Below are 16483 nucleotides of genomic sequence, written 5' to 3'. Positions count from 1 at the left end.
CGACCAAACTAGATCGACCCACCGACACAAAACCCCGCCCTGTGACCACAGAAACACAAGTGGCACAAGAGATTTAACGAGTGTGAACTCACGGCGATAGTCGCTCAGAGGCCCGCAAAAATAACACCCAAGGTTTATTGTCTGCGCGGGACAACATTCGGCGAATCTTTGTCGATGATCGACGGATCCACTCGCGCCGATGGGGATCTAGCATGCGTATGTGACTGGTTCGTACACATATACATTCGAAGACATCCAAAACCGGCCCGTCGCGGTGATCGGAGCGGGCACGCTGGGCCGTCGCATCGCCCTGATGTTCGCCACCCGCGGCGGCATTGTGCGAATCTACGCGCGGCGCGAAGAACAGCGTGACGAAGCGACGCAATACGTGGCTCAGGCGCTACCGAAGTTGTTGGACGACCGAGGATTTGGCGAGGCTGGAACGGTGACCGCCACCGGGTCGCTCGGCGAGGCGTTGGACGACGCATGGCTGGTCGTCGAATCGGTCCCGGAGAAGCTCGAGATCAAGATTCCGTTGTGGGACGAGATCGACCAGGCCGCGCCGATGGGCGCCATCTTCGGGACCAACTCGTCGTCCATCCCGTCGCGGATGATGGCCGAAAAGATCAGGGACAAAACACGTTTCTGCAGCACGCACTTCTACATGCCGCCGGATATCAACGCAGTCGAGTTGATGTCCGACGGCGAGACCGCACGCAGCGTGCTGGACACCCTGCTGGCCGTGCTGCCCGAATTCGGCCTGCATCCCTTCGAAGTACGCAAGGAAAGCACGGGTTTCATCTTCAATCGGATCTGGGCGGCCATCAAGCGCGAGTCGCTCGCCGTGGTTGCCGAGGGCGTGGGACGCCCCGAGGACATCGACCGATTGTTCAAGCTCGCCTTGGGCGTGCCGGTCGGACCGTTTCAGATGATGGACCTGGTCGGCCTCGACGTCGTGCTCGACATCGAAAACCACTACGCCGCAGAGAGTCCACACCTGCCGAAGAACGTGCGGGACCTGCTGCAGTCCCAAATCGACGCCGGCAAGCTCGGTATCAAAACCGGCGAGGGCTTCTACACGTACTAGTTGCTGAGAACCAGCCGCCAGTTGCCCTGAGTCGTCCGGTCCGGAACACACCAGAAGTTGTTCCAGCCGCCGGGTGTCGTGGCCTTCACGCCCGGGCCGGCGTCCTGACAGGCCTCCCGCGTCGGATAACTGCCCTCGGTCTGAATCGTGTCGGCGTTGCTGACGCCCAGTCCGGCCGTCATCATTCCCGCGAAAGCCAGCACACCTGCGGCAAAGAGTCGCTTCATGTTCATCCAATCCTCCGTGGTACGTCAGCGACAAGGCTAGGGCTTGTCAGGCGACTGCATAGGGCTTTTCGCCGCTATGTTTTTGCCCGCTGCAGCGAGACCGCGGTGGCGACGGCTGCCAGCAGCCGGGTGAGTTGCTCGACGTTGCTGATGGTGCGGTCTCCGCCGGCCAGCCGGGTGAACACGCCCGCGATGAAGGTGGTGACGGCCGTCGTCTGCGCGTCGAGCAGTTCGGGGTCGTCGGTGGCCGGCTGTAGGTGGGCGATCGCCTCGTGGGCCATCGCGTTGATCCGGGCGACGAAGGTCCGTGACGTCTCGGCGAGCCCGGGATCGCGCAGCGCCCCCAGCAGCAATTCATGCCGCGCCCGGTTCAGCATCAGACCGTGCCCTTGCGCCTGCATCATGGTCAGCTGCGCCAGATGCGCGAACGGCGCGAGCGGGTCGAGCGGTTCGTCGATCACCGATTGCAAGTTGGCGACGTCGATTTCCGCGACCCGCCAGCCGACGCCACGCAACAGCGCCGCTCGGGTCCGGTAGTAGTACGACGTGGTGCCCCCCGGCACTCCAGCGCAGCGATCGACCTGCCCATGCGTCAGGCCGCGGGAGCCCTGCTCGGCCAGCACCTGGATCGCGGCGTCACACAGTGCGCGTCGGCGTTCGTCGCCGTTGCGTTTCCGGGATCGCTTGCCGGCCATGGTCATCGAAGGACGGTACCGCCGTCGATGTTGACGACCTGGCCGTTGATCCATTCGCCTTCCTCGGACAGCAGGAAGGCGAGGCCGCGCAGTCCCATGGATATTGACTTTACCTCTAGAAATGTAGAGGATCGCAAGTCATGGCCGGTATCATGAACTCCATCAGGTTCGACTTCACCGGCGCCCACGTGCTGGTGACCGGTGGCACCAGCGGCATCGGCAACGCGATCGCCGCCGAGTTCGCCAAGGCGGGCGCGGCCGTTACGGTGACCGGTACCCGCGCGTCGACCGCGGATTATCCCGAGGCGGATCTGAGACCATTCACCTACCGCCAGTGCAAGATCCAGGATCCCGACGCCGTCGACGCGCTGGCGGACTCACTCGATGAACTCGACGTCTTGATCAACAACGCCGGTGGTCCGTATCCCGCCGGCGACGAATACGATCCCGACGGCTACGTCGCGTCGGTGGCGCAGAACATGTTGGGCCCCATGCGATTAACCATGCGCTGCCACGACCTCCTGAAGGCGAGCAAGGCGCCCGGCGGCGCCAGTGTCGTCAGCATCGTCTCGAGGTCCGCGTTCCGCTCGGCGGTGTTCGTCCCGGGATATGCCTCATCGAAGATGGGCCTCGTCGCGCTGACGATGAACCTCTCACGCCGGTGGGCGACCGACGGAATCCGCGTCAACGCCATCGCGCCGGGCCTGATCGACACCCGAATGACACAGCCGGCCATGGGAATTCCGGAGATCCTGGACGTCGAGATCGGCTTCCACACACCGTTGGGCAGACCCGGCACACCCCAGGACTGCGCCGGGGCGACGCTGTTCCTGTGTACCGATGCCGCGTCGTACATCACCGGCAGCACCATCGCCGTCGACGGCGGATACCTGACGGTCTAGCACACGAGCGAATACGACAACGACGCGACTAGTGACGTCCTCAAGCTCGCGCGCAACGCCACGGCGGGATAAGGCCCCGGGTTTTCGCCCTAGCGTTACGCTGGCGGACCTAACGACTTAGCTCGGCCAGCGCGAGTTTGGCGGCATTGGCGCCGCACATCCCGTGCGCGCCGGGTCCGGGCGGGGTGGCGGCCGAGCAGACGTACATGCCCGGCACGCTAATAGTGTAGGGCGACAGCGTAATCCGTGGTCCGAAGGTAAGTTGGCGGATGTCCTTCGAGCCGGTCATGATGTCGCCGCCGGCGTAGTTGGCGTTGAAGGTGGCCATCTGCGTCGTGCTGCGCACGACGTGGCCGACGATGCGGTCCCGGAAGCCTGGCGCGAACCGCTCGATCTGGGCGATGATCGCTTCCGTCGCGTCGCCGGTGTAGCCGTTGGGGACGTGCGCGTAGCTCCACACCGGATGCGTATTACCCACCGAGCGTTGCGGATCGGCCAGGTACTGCTGACCGATCAGCACGAAGGGCCGCTCGGGCATGCGACCGGCATGGACATCCCGCTCGGTCGCGGCAAGCTCCGCGAAGGTGCCGGCCAGATGCACCGTGCCGGCCCGATGCGCGTCCGGGTTCGTCCAGGGCACCCCGCCCTCGACGGCGAAGTCGACCTTGAACGCGCCGGGCCCGCGCCGGAACCTGGTGAAGGCGGCCGAGATTCGGCGGGGCAGACGGGCTCCGAGGATGCCGGCGACCGCGCTGGGTGCCAGGTCGAACATCGTGACGTCGGCCGGTGGCAGCTGCGACATATTCTGCACCCGGACACCGGTTTCGATCTTGCCGCCCAGATCGCTCAGCAGCGCGACCATCGCGTCGGCGATCGACTGCGATCCGCCCTCGGCCACCGCCCAGCCGTGCCGGTGCCCGGCCGCGATGATGCCCATGCCGATGGCCGAGGTCATCGGGTAGTGCAGCGGCCGGAAGGCGTGGGCCGCAACACCACCGAACAAAGCCCGGCCTTCGTCGGTGCGGAACACCCGCGCGAACGTCGACGCCGGAAGCACCGTGGGAGCACCGAACCGGGCCAGCATCAGCGGATGGTGGGGGATCCGCAGCAGCGGACCCATGATGTCGTCGCTGAGCGCATCGAAATGGCCGGCGGAGTAACCGAACGCCAGGCGCCAGCGCGCCCCATCGCGACCCAGTCCGGCTGCGGTCTGCTCCACCGAGCGGTGCAGCACGCCGGCGCTGCCGCCATCGAGCGGATGGACGCAATCGATTTCCGGCCAGCGCCACGACAAGCCATACCTCTGCAGGTTGAAGCCGCTCAGGAACTGCGAGCCCACCGCCATCGGGTGAATCGCCGAACAGTGGTCGTGCAGCAGGCCGGGAATGATGGCCTCGGTGCTGCGGGTACCGCCGCCGACCTCGTCGGCCGCTTCGAGCACGGTGACCTGCACGCCCTTGGCGGCCAGGCAGATCGCGGCGGCCAGCCCGTTGGGCCCACTGCCGACGACCAGCCCGGTACTCATGTCAGCACTCCCTGCTTGCTGCCGCCCAGCGGCCCGGTCGCGCCGTCTCGAAGCGACCATGTCACCTCGGTCGGGATGGGGCCGTTGGGGAGCCAGGGCTGTTCTTGCACGGCGTCGGCCACCTTCCAGGTCCCGCGTTCGATCACCCCGAGCGCGGCGTCGATCAACTTGTAATGTTGCACTCCGCTGCCGACGGCCTCCGACTCCACCCAGGCGATGACACACTCGCCCGGCTCGAAGGCGGCTTGGCTCTGCACGGCGCGGATCAAGTCTTCATTGTGCAGGTGACCGTCGCCGAAGTTGAACCCGATCAACGAGTTGCAGATGAACTCGCCCTCTCGGACCGTGCGCGTGTCGACGTCCGGCAGGTGGTTCAGCAGCAGCGAGAACAGACCTCGGCCCTGGCTATGCATGCTGCGCCACGCGATCGTCCGCTGCGAGGTGATCTCTGCCCACTGTGGCTCATAGCCGAAGTCGACGAACTGGTCGACCTGGTTTCGCGTCGACCGGGGGACGCGGTCGAGTTTGGCCTCAGCGCCCGGCGCGAACGCCCACACCGCCGAGGCCCAGTTCCCCGCGTACTGGCGCATCGACGGCAGGAACGAAACCTTGTCGGGTCGCAGGGTCCCCAGGATCGGGAAGAACAGCAGGCCGGCGGCGATGACGAGGGCCAACCACGGCGGCGTCATGTTCCAGGGCGCGTAGCCATTCCAGTTCGGGAAACCGAGAAACAGGAAGATCGTGGTGTACGCGAAAACCACGTTCCATTCCAGCGGCACCGCGAGCGGGAACGTCGAGATGATGAACAGGTGGAAGCCCACCATCAACAGCGCCGCGGCCAGCGTCAGCCACTTGCTGGTCGAAAAGAACAGGACCAGCTGGGCCACGATCTCGACTGTCGTGCCGTTGACGTGTGCCATGAAGTCCGCAAGCCGTGACGGGCGCAGGTTGGCCGGAAATTGGCGGTAGTGAGCGAGCCGCACCCATTTGGGCGCGAAAATCGTGTTGCTGACCATCGGCGGAATGACATTGGAAAAGTGCTTCCCGAACTTCGAAAAGCCGCCGCCGACCCACACCACCACGATCACCATCTTCAAAGCGACAACCATGTTGGTGAAGTTCCAGTACGGCAGCACGGCGAAGGCCAGCAGGACCGGCAGGTACTGCTCGCCGCGCGCGGCCAGGAAGATGGTCTTGTCTCGCAGGCCGATCAACACCAGCAGCGCGATCGGGGCGACGAGCAGGATCGGGTTCACCAAACCAGACGTGTTGTCCGGCAACGCTTTCGATAGCGTTTCGGGGTGCGCGCCAGGCGACAGCAACGGCACGGCCAGGCTCACCAAGAGCCCCAGGTAGATCACGATGTCCGACCAGGTGCGGCGGTCGCCGTCGGTCAACGGCACCCACTTCCAGGGCCGTAGCCGGATGGTTCCGGGTCTAGCCCAAAACAGGATGCCGCCGGTCATCGGCTTGACCTTGCCGGCCAGTGGCCCCCACGAGCCGGCCACGCCAATGGCTTCCAGCAGCACCGTCCACAGAATGACCTTCTGATAGACGACCGGCTGATTCCACCATTCGGTGACATGCCAGAAGGCGGGCAGGCCGGACGTCGTCGTAGCGATGGCGATGCCGCCGAACGCGAAGAAGAAGACCAGCTTGACGATGTAAATGGTGTGGACCATCCGCGGTGCGCCGAAGCCGTTCTCGGCCCATTCGGTCGCGAGGATCCGCATCCGCTCCATCAACGGCTTCTGCAGAAAATCGTCTGGCTCGACGTCGGGCAAATGCGGCTTGGTAAATCCCATTTTTCGCAGCTCCTTTCCCATTTCGATTCGCCGGTGTGGTGGCGACAAGATTAGGAATCGCGCCCGTGCCAAGACAGTGGTCATGCGACGAAGATTTGTGCTCGAGTTGTCGCCCCGAGACAACCCCGGGGTCTACCGTCAGGGTGTGACAAAAGCGCAGGCCGACACCGATGTCGAGATCGGCCGTCACGTCGCGCAGACCGCCGAGCGGCTGCATGGTCGGTTGGCCGAGCTGACGTCGGACATGCACCGTTTCCTGGAGGAGGAGATCCCCGAGCTGCGCGGCGACGGACGGGTCACCGAACTGCTCCGGCCCAGCGTCGAGGGGAACGTGGACACCGTCCTGCGCGCGTTGCGGTACGGCATCGCCGTCGAAAGAATCGAGGCGCCGACCGCGGCATTCGAATACGCCCGGCGGTTGGCCCAACACGGGGTGCCCGTCAACGCCCTGGTTCGCGCCTATCGCCTCGGCCAGCGGCTGACGAATGAGCTGGTCTTCAACGAGGTACGCCTGATCGACACCTCGGAGCAGGCCAGGTACTCGGTCATCGAGAAGATCTCCGGCACGATTTTCGAATACATCGACTGGATCTCGCAGCAGGTGGTCGTCGTCTACGAAGACGAGCGCGAACGCTGGCTGGAAAATCAGAACAGCCTGCGCGCCCTGCGGGTACGCGAGGTGCTGGCGGCGTCGAAGACCGTCGACGTCGACGAGGTGACCACGGCCATCCGCTACCCGCTGCGGTGGCATCATCTCGCTCCGGTGGTATCCGGATCTGGGCAATGAAGGCGACGAACTCGCCCGGCTGCAGCGTTTTCTCCGGGATCTGGCCGATGCCGTCGACGCGGCCGCCGCCCCGCTGTTTGTCGCTGCAGATCAGACGTGTGGATGGGGTTGGCTGCCCTATCGCGCCGCGTTTGGGGATGCCGCGGAGAAGGTGCGTCAGTTCGCGCTGACGCGTCCCGAGGCCCCGAATCTGGCGATCGGGACGTTGTCCAGCGGTGTCGAGGGCTTTCGCCAATCGCACCGCGAAGCCGAAAGTGCCCGCCGCGTCGCGCTGGTGGGAAAGCGGGAGCCGACGGTGATCGCGGCGAGCGATCCCGGGCTATCCATTGCGGCGTTGCTGAGCGGCGACGTCGCCGAAACCCGCGGATGGGTGCTCAATGTGCTTGGCGGGCTAGCGGGTGACGAGGAGAACGACGCGCGCCTGCGGGAGACGTTGCGCGTGTTTCTGAGCTGTGGCTGCAGTTACAAGACGGCGGCCGAGGAGCTAAACCTGCATTTCAACACGGTGAAGTATCGCGTCGGCCGCGCGGTTGCCCGGCGCGGTCGCGAGATCGGCGAGGATCGGCTCGACCTCGAGCTCGCATTGCTGATCTGCCATTGGTACGGCGCCGCGGTCTTGCAGCCGAGATGAGTGAGCCGGGCCGGATCAGGTGCTCGGCTGCACAGGAGCTGCGCGCTCCAGGGTGTTGATCTGCGCCCGCGGGGTGAGCGCGTCGACGGCGGTGATGATCGCGGGCAGCACTACGGGGGCCAGCAGAACGTTGTCTTCGGGCGACAAACTGGTTGCACAGGGTCGCGGGTGCGCACCGTACCTCAGCGGTTTCGGTTCGTCATTGTTCGCTATACCCGTGCGCGATGCGCAATTGTGTTGCCACGGACATTTTCTTTTCACCAATTGTCGCCAATGATATTGAGATGGCTATTGGCGACGAGACCGTTTTCGAAGGCCCCCTCCAGCAGCTTGCCCGCAGTGCCTGGCAAGTGCTTCTCCTCACCGGCATCCTGGCGGTTGCGCTGGGTGTCATAGTCCTGGCTTGGCCAGGGCAGACCCTATTCGTGGCAGGTGTTCTGTTCGGCATCTACCTGGTGGTTTCCGGGGTTGGCTACGTGTTCGCCGCTTTCGGTTCACATGCCGGCGCCGCGATGAGAGTGTTGACGTTCATCACCGGCATCGTGTCGCTGATTCTGGGATTCTTCTGCTTCCGCGAAGAATTCGAGGCGGTCACACTTTTGGCCATCTGGATTGGCATCAGCTGGCTGTTCCGGGGGATGACGTTGCTGGCCGCGGCGCTGTCTTTGGATCACATGCCGGGCCGCGGCTGGCAGGCGCTGTCGGGGTTGGTGATCGTGGTCGGCGGCGCCGTGCTGATCGTCTCGCCGCTGCACTCGATCGCCGTGCTGACGCTGGTCGCGGGCTGCTGGCTGATCGCGATCGGCATCGTCGACGTGATCAGTGCGTTCCAGGTCCGTAGCCGGACCAAGGCCGCCTAGGGCAGTCGCACTTCGACCTCGAGAGCCAGCCGATGCCGCACCGTGTTGGGGTGGCAATAGATCTGCGCGGCGGTGTCGTTCGCGGAACCCAGGGCCTCCGGTGCGGGCTCGCTCAAATGGACGATGCCGACCTGTGAGTCGGGCGGCAGTCGCCACGCGGAACGGATGTCGCGGGCGGACAGCTTGTTCTCGATAGCCGGAAGCCCCAGCTTGCCGATGGCCGGCAATTCCGCGGCTACGACGGCATAGGGCCCCGAAGTGGGAAGAAGCAGCAAATCGGCTGCTTCCCAAAGACTTTGACCATCGGTGATTCGCCGCGGCAGCAGCGCCTCCACCAACGCCGATCGCTCTTCCTCGCGCTCTAAGATCTGCGCCGTCAACTGCTGACGGGAGGCGTTGGTCATCGCCTGAGTGAAGGTCTCCTGGGCGAGGAACACCCGCGCCGTGGCATCCAGGATCGGGAACAGACGATCCGATCGTCCCGGTGATCAACGCCCGTATCCTGCACGCACTGCTACCGCATTCGCGGCTGCATTTGCATTCCGGCGGACACATCGACCTGGTGTACAATGCGCCGGAGCTCGCGCCCGTGATCGGGAAATTTCTGAACAGTGAAAACGACAACGGCTAAGAACTTCGAGCAAATCGCCGACACTTTCATTTGCTGGATGTAGATTTCTCAGAGCTATATCGGCCGTTCATAGCGGTGAAAGAGTACTTCTACGTGGTTGATGAAGTTCGCTGGACGCGAATTGGTCGGGGCGCGGTCATGGGCTCGATAGACTGTTACACCGGGGGGAGTCGATCAACTTCGATCGGGCGCCGCAAAGTCCAATAAAAACCGATCAGAAAGTTGTGCCTTTTGTCCTCAAAGGAAAGCGAAACTCCTGGCCTGAAGCCGCATTTCGAAGACGTGCAGGTGCACTACGACCTGTCCGACGAATTCTTCGCGCTCTTCCTGGACCCGACGCGCACCTACAGCTGCGCCTATTTCGAGCGCGAGGACATGTCGCTCGAAGAGGCTCAGCTCGCCAAGGTCGACCTGTCGCTGGGCAAGCTCGGGCTGCAATCCGGCATGACGCTGCTCGACATCGGCTGTGGGTGGGGCACCACGATCGTCCGTGCCCTCGAGCGTTACGACGTCAACGTCGTCGGCCTGACGCTGAGCCGTAATCAGCAGGCACACGTTCAGCAGCGGCTGGACCAGCATCCGTCCGGACGAACCAAGCGGGTGCTGCTGCAGGGCTGGGAACAGTTCGACGAACCGGTCGACCGCATCGTTTCCATCGGCGCGTTTGAGCACTTCGGACGCGACCGGTACGACGACTTCTTCAAAACCGCCTACGAGGCGCTCCCGGCCGACGGCGTGATGATGTTGCACACCATCATCAAGCCCAGCGACGTGGAATTCGCCGAGCGCGAGCTGCCGCTCACCATGACGAAGATCCGCTTCATGAAATTCATCATGGACGAGATCTTCCCTGGTGGAGACCTGCCCAACGCCAAGTCCGTCGAGGAGCACGCCAAGCGCGCGGGCTTCAACCTCGAGCTCTATCAGCCGTTGCGGCTGCACTATGCCCGCACCCTCGACAACTGGTCGGCCGCGCTCGAAGCGCGGCGTGACGAGGCCATCGCGATTCAGTCACAGGAGGTCTACGACCGGTACATGAAGTACCTGACCGGCTGCGCCGACCTTTTCCGCGAGGGGTACACCGACGTCGCGCAGTTCACCCTCGCCAAACGCTAAGCCTGGATGTCGGCGGTGACCGCTCCGGTGACGCGGATCAGGTCCGCCGGGGCCACCGCGACATCCCAGCCGCGGCGCCCGGCGCTGCAGAACACCCGCTCCCAGGCGAGCGCGCTGGAATCGACGACCGTCGGCAGCGCCTTGCGCTGTCCGAACGGCGAGACCGCGCCGACGACGTAACCGGTGGTCCGTTCGGCGACCGCGGGTTCGGCCATCGCCGCCCTGGCCACGCCCAGCGCCGCGGCGGCCGCCTTCAGCGAGAGCCGGGCGGACGCCTGCACGATCGCGACGGCCAACCCGTTGGGGATCGCGATCACCAGCGTCTTGTAGACCTACCCGGGCGCAATGCCGGCCGCGCCCAACGCATTAACGGCTTCCACACCGAATGAATGCTCCCGCGGATCGTGGTCGAACTTCACCACCTCGTGCGGCACGCCGGGCTTGGTCAGCGCCGCCAGTGCCGGCGTCGCGGCCACGCTATGTCCCCTTAGGGGCCCGTGTACCCCGGCGGGTTGACGCCATCGACCCAGAAGTCGACGCCGAGGGTGCCGCCCGACACGCAGTTGTAGACCGACAAATCGGAGACGCCGTTTTCCACCAGCACGTCCTCACACAGCAGCATGTTGCCGGTGTACTCCTTGGACGGCTTGTTGAGGATCACGTAGGCGGCGTCGGAGTAGATCTCGGGCTTGCGGGCCCGGCCCATCGCCTCGTCGCCGCCGAGCAGGTTCTGCACGGCGGCGGTGGCGACCAGCGTGCGCGGCCACAACGTGTTGGACGCGATGCCTTCTTCCCGCATCTCCTCGGCGATTCCCAGCGCGCACAGCGTCATGCCGAACTTGGCCATCATGTACGCCGTCGGCTTCAGCCACTCCTGACCCAGCAGTACCGGCGGGGACAGCGTCAGGACATGCGGGTTCTCCCGGCCCTTCATGTACGGTAGACACGCCTGCGACACGGCGTACGTGCCGCGTACCTGGATGCCGTTCATCAGGTCGAACCGCTTCATTGGCACTTCGAGGATGGACCCGAGGTTGATCGCGGAGGCGTTGTTGACGCAGATGTCGATGCCGCCGAACTGCTCGACGGCCTTGGCCACCGCGGATTCGACGGAATCGGGGTCGCGGACGTCCCCAACGATCGGCAGCGCCTGGCCGCCGGCTTCCTCGAGTTCCTTCGCGGCGGTGTACACCGTTCCCGGCAGTTTCGGGTGCGGCTCGGCGGTCTTGGCGATCAGCGCGATGTTGGCGCCGTCTTGTGCTGCGCGTTTGGCGATCGCCAGGCCGATACCGCGGCTGGCGCCGGAGATGAACATGGTTTTGCCGTTGAGAGACATGGCGTCACAGTAACGCTCTGTCCCAACCGGGCGGTTGGGGGGCTCGGCGCCGGAAATAGCCCATCGGCTCGCGCTGTTGCTCAAGTCGGTCCCTAATACGCATGTGAGCGGCCCAGGCAAACAATGTCGGTCGCAGCCTTTAGATTGGGAGGAGGATCTGGTGTCAACGGCGACGAGCCTGTTAGGCAGTTCAATAGGCGAGAAGCAGTTGGCTCGCCTATTTGCGAGTCCGGTGTCGTTCGGGGTGGTACGCGGCGACGCTGCAACGGAAGGGACCGTGTTAATCGAGATGGCGGACTTCGACGATGGTCCAGAAGAAGTGCGCGGTTCAGCCGACGCAGAGCTCAGGCCGGTTGAAGAAACCGATGAGGAGCTGACCGCGCGTTTCGAGCGCGATGCCATTCCGCTGTTGGATCAGCTCTACGGCGGCGCCCTGCGCATGACGCGCAACCCCGCCGATGCTGAGGACCTGCTTCAGGAAACGATGGTCAAGGCCTACGCCGGGTTCCGCTCGTTCCGGGCCGGCACCAACCTCAAGGCCTGGCTGTACCGGATTCTGACGAACACCTACATCAATAGCTATCGCAAGAAGCAGCGTCAGCCCGCGGAGTATCCGACCGAGGAGATCACCGACTGGCAGCTGGCCTCCAACGCCGAGCACTCGTCCACCGGGCTGCGATCGGCCGAGGTCGAGGCCCTGGAGGCGCTGCCGGACACTGAGATCAAAGCGGCCCTGCAGGCACTGCCGGAAGAGTTCCGGATGGCCGTCTACTACGCCGATGTCGAGGGTTTCCCATACAAGGAGATCGCCGAGATCATGGACACTCCGATCGGGACGGTAATGTCTCGGCTGCACCGGGGCAGGCGTCAGCTGCGCTCGTTGCTGGAAGACGTCGCCAAGGAGCGCGGCTTCATCCGGGGTCCGCAAGCGCACGAGGAGGTGTCGTCATGAGCGAGTTCTCGTCCGATGGCGCCTCGGCGGGTGCGGACCCCCGCACGAAGGCCGAGTGCGCCGAACTGATCGCCGAGGTATGGACGCTGCTCGACGGCGAATGCACCGCCGAGAACCGGAAAAAGCTCAAGCAGCATCTCGAGGAATGCCCGCCATGCCTGCGGCTCTTCGGGATTGAAGAGCAGTTCAAAGCGCTGATCGCCACCAAATGCAGCGGTGACAAGGCCCCGGAGGGCCTGCGCGAGCGGCTGCGGCTCGAGATCCGCCGCACCACGATCGTCCGGGACGTGTAGTACCGGCGCTGCGGTGCGACTACCAGCGGTTAGGCGTTGGGGCGCTTGCCGTGGTTGGCCTTGCTGTACTTACGGTCACGCTTCTTGCGGCCACGCTTGGCCATGGGGAGAACCTCCATATTTCATTCATGATCTCCGGCGCTGGGCGCCCGGTCAGGTTGCCGACAATTCTCTCACGGCGGCGGCCGTGCTTTTTCACCCCACCGGGCGTCAACCCGCGCGCCGGTGTGCCCGATGATGTTGTGGTTCGATATACATGAGCTTGACGAAAGCCCGGACCAGCCAGCATGCGCAATGGCCGAAACGAGTGGGGTGAAGATGGCCGAGGATGTTCGTGCCGAGATCGTGGCCAGCGTGCTCGAAGTCGTTGTCAACGAGGGCGACCAAATCGGCAAGGGCGACATCGTGGTGCTGCTGGAGTCGATGAAGATGGAGATTCCGGTCTTGGCCGAGGTCGAGGGCACGGTCAGCAAGGTGAGCGTGGCCGTTGGTGACGTCATCCAGGCGGGCGATCTGATCGCCGTAATCAGCTAGCCGTTCTGCGCTGCGCGCATACCGCCGTGGGACGACACGGGAGTAACTGATGTCCACGCTCGGTGACCTGCTGGCCGAACACACGATGCTGCCCGGCAATGCGGTGGACCACCTGCACGCGGTGGTCGGTGAGTGGCAGCTGCTGGCCGACCTGTCGTTCGCCGACTACCTGATGTGGGTTCGCCGCGACGACGGCGTGTTGGTGTGTGTCGCGCAATGCCGGCCCAACACCGCGCCCACGGTGCTGCAGACGGATTCGGTGGGCAGCGTCGTGGAGGCCGAGCGGCTACCGCTGGTCGCCGAGACCTTCGCGTCAGGAACTGCGCACCTGGAAACCAATGCGCGCCAACAAGATTCGTGGCAACTTCCCGGCCCGCACGTCGCGGCGTCCCCGGTGCGTTACGCCGATCAGGTGGTCGCGGTGCTTACCCAGCACCAAACCGAGCTGACCGCCAACCAGAACTCCGGGCACCTGGAAACCGCCTATCGCGATTGCGCCGCCGATCTGGTCCACATGCTGGCCGACGGCACCTTCCCCGACGTGCGCGACGTCGCCATGTCACGCTCCACGCCTCGCGTGGGCGACGGATTCATCCGCATCGACGTCGACGGCGTGGTCGCCTACGCCAGCCCCAACGCCCTGTCGGCGTATCACCGGATGGGACTGACGAGCGAGTTGGAGGGTCACAACCTGATCCGGATCACGCGGCCGCTGATCTCGGACTCGTTCGAAGCCCAGGAGATGGCCGAGCACGTGCAGGACCTGCTGGCCGGCGGCAAGAGCATGCGCATGGAGGTCGATGCCGGCGGTGCCACGGTGCTGTTGCGGACGTTGCCCCTGGTGGTGCACGGCGCCGGGGTGGGCGCCGCGGTGCTGATTCGCGACGTGACCGAGGTGAAGCGCCGCGACCGGGCCCTGATCTCCAAGGACGCCACGATCCGTGAGATCCACCACCGGGTGAAGAACAACCTGCAGACGGTCGCGGCGCTGCTGCGCCTGCAGGCCCGCCGGACCGTCAACGCCGAAGGCCGCGAGGCGCTGATCGAATCGGTGCGCCGGGTGTCGTCGATCGCCCTCGTCCACGACGCATTGTCGATGTCGGTTGACGAGCAGGTGAACCTCGACGAAGTGATCGACCGGATCCTGCCGATCATGAACGACGTGGCCTCGGTGGACCGGCCGATCCGGATCAACCGGGTCGGTGATCTGGGTGTGCTCGACTCCGACCGCGCCACGGCGCTGATCATGGTGATCACCGAGCTGGTCCAGAACGCGATCGAGCACGCGTTTGACCCGGCCGCCCAGGAAGGGTCGGTGACGATTCGCGCCGAGCGCTCGGCGCGCTGGCTCGACGTGGTGGTGCACGACGACGGGCGGGGGCTGCCCGAGGGCTTCAGCTTGGAGAAATCCGACAGCCTGGGTCTGCAGATCGTGCGCACCCTGGTGGCGGCCGAGCTGGACGGCACGCTGGGCATGCGTCAGGGACCCCAGGGCGGCACCGACGTGGTGCTGAGGGTGCCGATCGGCCGTCGGTCGAGGCTGCTGCTGTAGCTGCCCGCGCTGTCTAGAGACTGGGATCAGACTCCGCTGCGGGCCTTCGTCCGGGCGTTGCGGCGCTTGAGCGCGCGCCGCTCGTCTTCGCTCATACCGCCCCACACGCCGGAGTCCTGACCGGTGTTCAGTGCCCATCCGAGGCACTCCGTGGTCACCGCGCACCGATTGCAGACCAGTTTCGCGTCAGCGATCTGCGCGAGCGCCGGGCCGCTATTCCCTACCGGGAAGAACAGCTCCGGGTCCTCGTCGCGACACACCGCCTTGTGGCGCCAATCCATAAGTAGTTACTCCTCACTATGTGCGCAGCATCGCGCGCTGGCGTTATTCTTCGGCTCTTAACGCTTGCATGAGTAAGGGTCCGTTCGGTACCCCCACAATCTCTGCATGCAACCTTTCGATCGTTTCACAGGCACAACAGATGTCAATAGCGTGAGTTAGTGCGTGGGCTATCTCACTTTGATTAAGGCTTAGTCAAGCCCTCACTCCGTTGTACTACTCTCGCCGACTACCCTGCCGGGGATTTTCGGCTGCCCACGCCGTCTCGCTGGCTGTTTCCGCAGCTCAGGACGGTTTGCTTTGCGGCGGCGCCGCCACGGGAAGCGCATCGCGCACCGCCCGGAACGTCATCGAGTCGCGCAGGCCGAGGTATTCCCCGTCGTACTGGCTGGCGACCGGCTCCCCGGTGGACGTGATTCGCAGGCAAGGTGTGTCGTCATCGCGGACAAGTTGTTTGGCTTCGGGTTTCGGGTTCTTCGCCAGAATCTGGCGCAGTAATCGAAGCGTGGGAATCACCTTCAAACTCGTGACGGCGAACACGCCAAGGCCCGACTCGAAGCTGCAGCCCGGGTTCGTCACCATTGGCCGGCTGTTGCTGTAGGTCCACGGCGTCGTGTTGGAGACCCAGGCGAATTGCACGCCCGAGACGGGATCGCGGCCGGGTATTTCCAGCGTCATGTCCGGCGCGCGGCGGCTGTAGCGAATCGTGGCGGGTACCGCCACCCGCCAATAGCGCAACGGCGTGACCTTGACACCCTTGTTGCGCTGGGCCTCCACCGCGGCGACCACCTCGGCATCGACGCCCATCCCCGCGTTGATCACGGCGTACTGCTCGCCGCAGTCGATCAGGCTGATGCGTCGCCAGGTCTGGTGGCGCCGGTAGTCGTCGATCAGCTGGATCAGCTGGTTGGTCGCGGCGACGGGGTCCCGGGAGATGCCCAGCGACCTGGCCAGCACATTGGCCGAACCGCCGGGCACCACCGCGACCGCCGGGACGTGCGCGGGCCGCGCCGCGCCGGGAGGGCCCAGGATGCCGTTGACGACCCCGCTGACCGAGCCGTCGCCGCCATGCACGACGACTAGGTCCACCCCGCTCTCGGCGGCCGCGCGGCCGAGTTCGGTGCCTTGACCGCGGTGGTTGGTGTGCTCGACGGTGAGCTCGAGACGGCTCTTGAGCGCATGGGCCAGCAGATCGCGGCCGGCGGGCGTGGTGGACGTGGCTGCGGGGTTCACGATCAGCACGGCTCGCATGACGCACGAGCTTATGCGGG

At 64.9% G+C, this 16483-nt stretch carries 18 protein-coding genes and 4 pseudogenes; 10 read left to right on the top strand and 12 right to left on the bottom strand.

The window, feature by feature from the left end; translation table 11 throughout:
- Window positions 1-220: 220 nt before the first annotated feature.
- Window positions 221-1087, top strand: coding sequence for a 3-hydroxyacyl-CoA dehydrogenase family protein (locus tag G6N54_RS12065; protein ID WP_163790356.1), 867 nt, complete (start codon window positions 221-223; stop codon window positions 1085-1087).
- On the opposite strand, the gene G6N54_RS12060 is transcribed toward G6N54_RS12065, so the two are convergent.
- The 3 genes and pseudogenes from G6N54_RS12060 to G6N54_RS12050 form a co-directional block, all read right to left on the bottom strand.
- Entirely contained in the window at window positions 1084-1320 is a 237-nt protein-coding gene (locus tag G6N54_RS12060) for a hypothetical protein (RefSeq protein WP_163790355.1), read from the bottom strand. The two genes, G6N54_RS12065 and G6N54_RS12060, sit on opposite strands and share 4 nt — an antisense overlap.
- 68 nt (window positions 1321-1388) lie before the next feature.
- Entirely contained in the window at window positions 1389-2009 is a 621-nt protein-coding gene (locus G6N54_RS12055) for a TetR/AcrR family transcriptional regulator (protein WP_163794690.1), read from the bottom strand.
- A gap of 2 nt (window positions 2010-2011) precedes the next feature.
- Window positions 2012-2092 (bottom strand): annotated as a pseudogene (locus G6N54_RS12050) (oxidoreductase); the annotation flags it as partial.
- A gap of 69 nt (window positions 2093-2161) precedes the next feature.
- Here G6N54_RS12050 and G6N54_RS12045 point away from each other — a divergent pair.
- On the top strand, window positions 2162-2911 hold the full coding sequence (locus G6N54_RS12045) for an SDR family NAD(P)-dependent oxidoreductase (RefSeq protein WP_163794689.1): 750 nt from the start codon (window positions 2162-2164) through the stop codon (window positions 2909-2911).
- Between the two features lie 109 nt (window positions 2912-3020).
- Here G6N54_RS12045 and G6N54_RS12040 read toward each other — a convergent pair whose 3' ends face one another.
- Both G6N54_RS12040 and G6N54_RS12035 read right to left on the bottom strand, forming a co-directional pair.
- A complete protein-coding gene (locus tag G6N54_RS12040) occupies window positions 3021-4436 on the bottom strand; it encodes a phytoene desaturase family protein (protein ID WP_163790354.1) in 1416 nt (471 codons plus the stop codon).
- Complete coding sequence (locus G6N54_RS12035; RefSeq protein ID WP_163790353.1) at window positions 4433-6241, bottom strand: DUF3556 domain-containing protein; 1809 nt, start codon at window positions 6239-6241, stop codon at window positions 4433-4435. The genes G6N54_RS12040 and G6N54_RS12035 overlap by 4 nt, the downstream gene beginning before the upstream one ends.
- 145 nt (window positions 6242-6386) lie before the next feature.
- Here G6N54_RS12035 and G6N54_RS12030 point away from each other — a divergent pair.
- Window positions 6387-7659, top strand: a pseudogene (locus tag G6N54_RS12030) (PucR family transcriptional regulator).
- Window positions 7660-7674: 15 nt separating this feature from the next.
- Here G6N54_RS12030 and G6N54_RS31070 read toward each other — a convergent pair.
- Window positions 7675-7806 carry a hypothetical protein gene (locus tag G6N54_RS31070; protein WP_264078171.1) on the bottom strand — a complete coding sequence of 44 codons (132 nt, stop codon included), beginning with the start codon at window positions 7804-7806 and terminating at the stop codon, window positions 7675-7677.
- Window positions 7807-7943: 137 nt separating this feature from the next.
- Between G6N54_RS31070 and G6N54_RS12025 the strand changes: the two genes are divergently transcribed.
- Complete coding sequence (locus G6N54_RS12025) at window positions 7944-8519, top strand: HdeD family acid-resistance protein (RefSeq protein ID WP_163790352.1); 576 nt, start codon at window positions 7944-7946, stop codon at window positions 8517-8519.
- Here G6N54_RS12025 and G6N54_RS12020 read toward each other — a convergent pair.
- A complete protein-coding gene (locus G6N54_RS12020; protein ID WP_232073680.1) occupies window positions 8516-8923 on the bottom strand; it encodes a helix-turn-helix domain-containing protein in 408 nt (135 codons plus the stop codon). The genes G6N54_RS12025 and G6N54_RS12020 overlap by 4 nt on opposite strands.
- Window positions 8924-8976: 53 nt before the next feature.
- Here G6N54_RS12020 and G6N54_RS12015 point away from each other — a divergent pair.
- Window positions 8977-9150, top strand: a pseudogene (locus G6N54_RS12015) (alpha/beta fold hydrolase); the annotation flags it as partial.
- Between the two features lie 231 nt (window positions 9151-9381).
- Complete coding sequence (locus G6N54_RS12010; protein WP_163790351.1) at window positions 9382-10266, top strand: cyclopropane mycolic acid synthase family methyltransferase; 885 nt, start codon at window positions 9382-9384, stop codon at window positions 10264-10266.
- On the opposite strand, the pseudogene G6N54_RS12005 reads toward G6N54_RS12010, so the two are convergent.
- Both G6N54_RS12005 and G6N54_RS12000 read right to left on the bottom strand, forming a co-directional pair.
- Window positions 10263-10742, bottom strand: a pseudogene (locus G6N54_RS12005) (YbaK/EbsC family protein). The gene G6N54_RS12010 and the pseudogene G6N54_RS12005 overlap by 4 nt on opposite strands.
- Window positions 10743-10753: 11 nt before the next feature.
- A complete protein-coding gene (locus tag G6N54_RS12000; protein ID WP_163790350.1) occupies window positions 10754-11602 on the bottom strand; it encodes an SDR family oxidoreductase in 849 nt (282 codons plus the stop codon).
- A gap of 289 nt (window positions 11603-11891) precedes the next feature.
- Between G6N54_RS12000 and G6N54_RS11995 the strand changes: the two genes are divergently transcribed.
- Together G6N54_RS11995 and rsrA are read left to right on the top strand one after the other, a co-directional pair.
- Window positions 11892-12554: a sigma-70 family RNA polymerase sigma factor gene (locus G6N54_RS11995; RefSeq protein ID WP_163794688.1), complete on the top strand. Its 663-nt coding sequence runs from the start codon at window positions 11892-11894 to the stop codon at window positions 12552-12554.
- Entirely contained in the window at window positions 12551-12847 is a 297-nt protein-coding gene (rsrA, locus tag G6N54_RS11990; RefSeq protein WP_163790349.1) for a mycothiol system anti-sigma-R factor, read from the top strand. Before G6N54_RS11995 ends, rsrA begins: the two co-directional genes overlap by 4 nt.
- A 29-nt stretch (window positions 12848-12876) precedes the next feature.
- On the opposite strand, the gene G6N54_RS31570 is transcribed toward rsrA, so the two are convergent.
- Window positions 12877-12951, bottom strand: a complete 75-nt coding sequence (locus G6N54_RS31570; RefSeq protein WP_089025046.1) for a 50S ribosomal protein bL37 — start codon at window positions 12949-12951, stop codon at window positions 12877-12879.
- 214 nt (window positions 12952-13165) lie between these two features.
- Between G6N54_RS31570 and G6N54_RS11985 the strand changes: the two genes are divergently transcribed.
- Both G6N54_RS11985 and G6N54_RS11980 read left to right on the top strand, forming a co-directional pair.
- Window positions 13166-13381 (top strand): biotin/lipoyl-binding carrier protein, encoded by a 216-nt coding sequence (locus G6N54_RS11985; RefSeq protein ID WP_163794687.1) that lies wholly within the window; start codon window positions 13166-13168, stop codon window positions 13379-13381.
- A gap of 49 nt (window positions 13382-13430) precedes the next feature.
- Complete coding sequence (locus G6N54_RS11980; protein ID WP_163790348.1) at window positions 13431-14933, top strand: sensor histidine kinase; 1503 nt, start codon at window positions 13431-13433, stop codon at window positions 14931-14933.
- Window positions 14934-14959: 26 nt separating this feature from the next.
- On the opposite strand, the gene whiB1 is transcribed toward G6N54_RS11980, so the two are convergent.
- Window positions 14960-15214: a transcriptional regulator WhiB1 gene (gene whiB1, locus G6N54_RS11975; protein WP_085220076.1), complete on the bottom strand. Its 255-nt coding sequence runs from the start codon at window positions 15212-15214 to the stop codon at window positions 14960-14962.
- Window positions 15215-15497: 283 nt separating this feature from the next.
- On the bottom strand, window positions 15498-16463 hold the full coding sequence (locus tag G6N54_RS11970) for a diacylglycerol/lipid kinase family protein (RefSeq protein ID WP_163790347.1): 966 nt from the start codon (window positions 16461-16463) through the stop codon (window positions 15498-15500).
- Window positions 16464-16483 lie beyond the last annotated feature (20 nt).

Origin of the sequence: Mycobacterium stomatepiae (genome assembly GCF_010731715.1) — a bacterium.
Classification (GTDB): Bacteria; Actinomycetota; Actinomycetes; order Mycobacteriales; family Mycobacteriaceae; genus Mycobacterium; species Mycobacterium stomatepiae.
The sequence above is the reverse complement of the archived record's forward strand: the minus strand, read 5'-3'. Positions and strand labels throughout refer to the sequence as shown.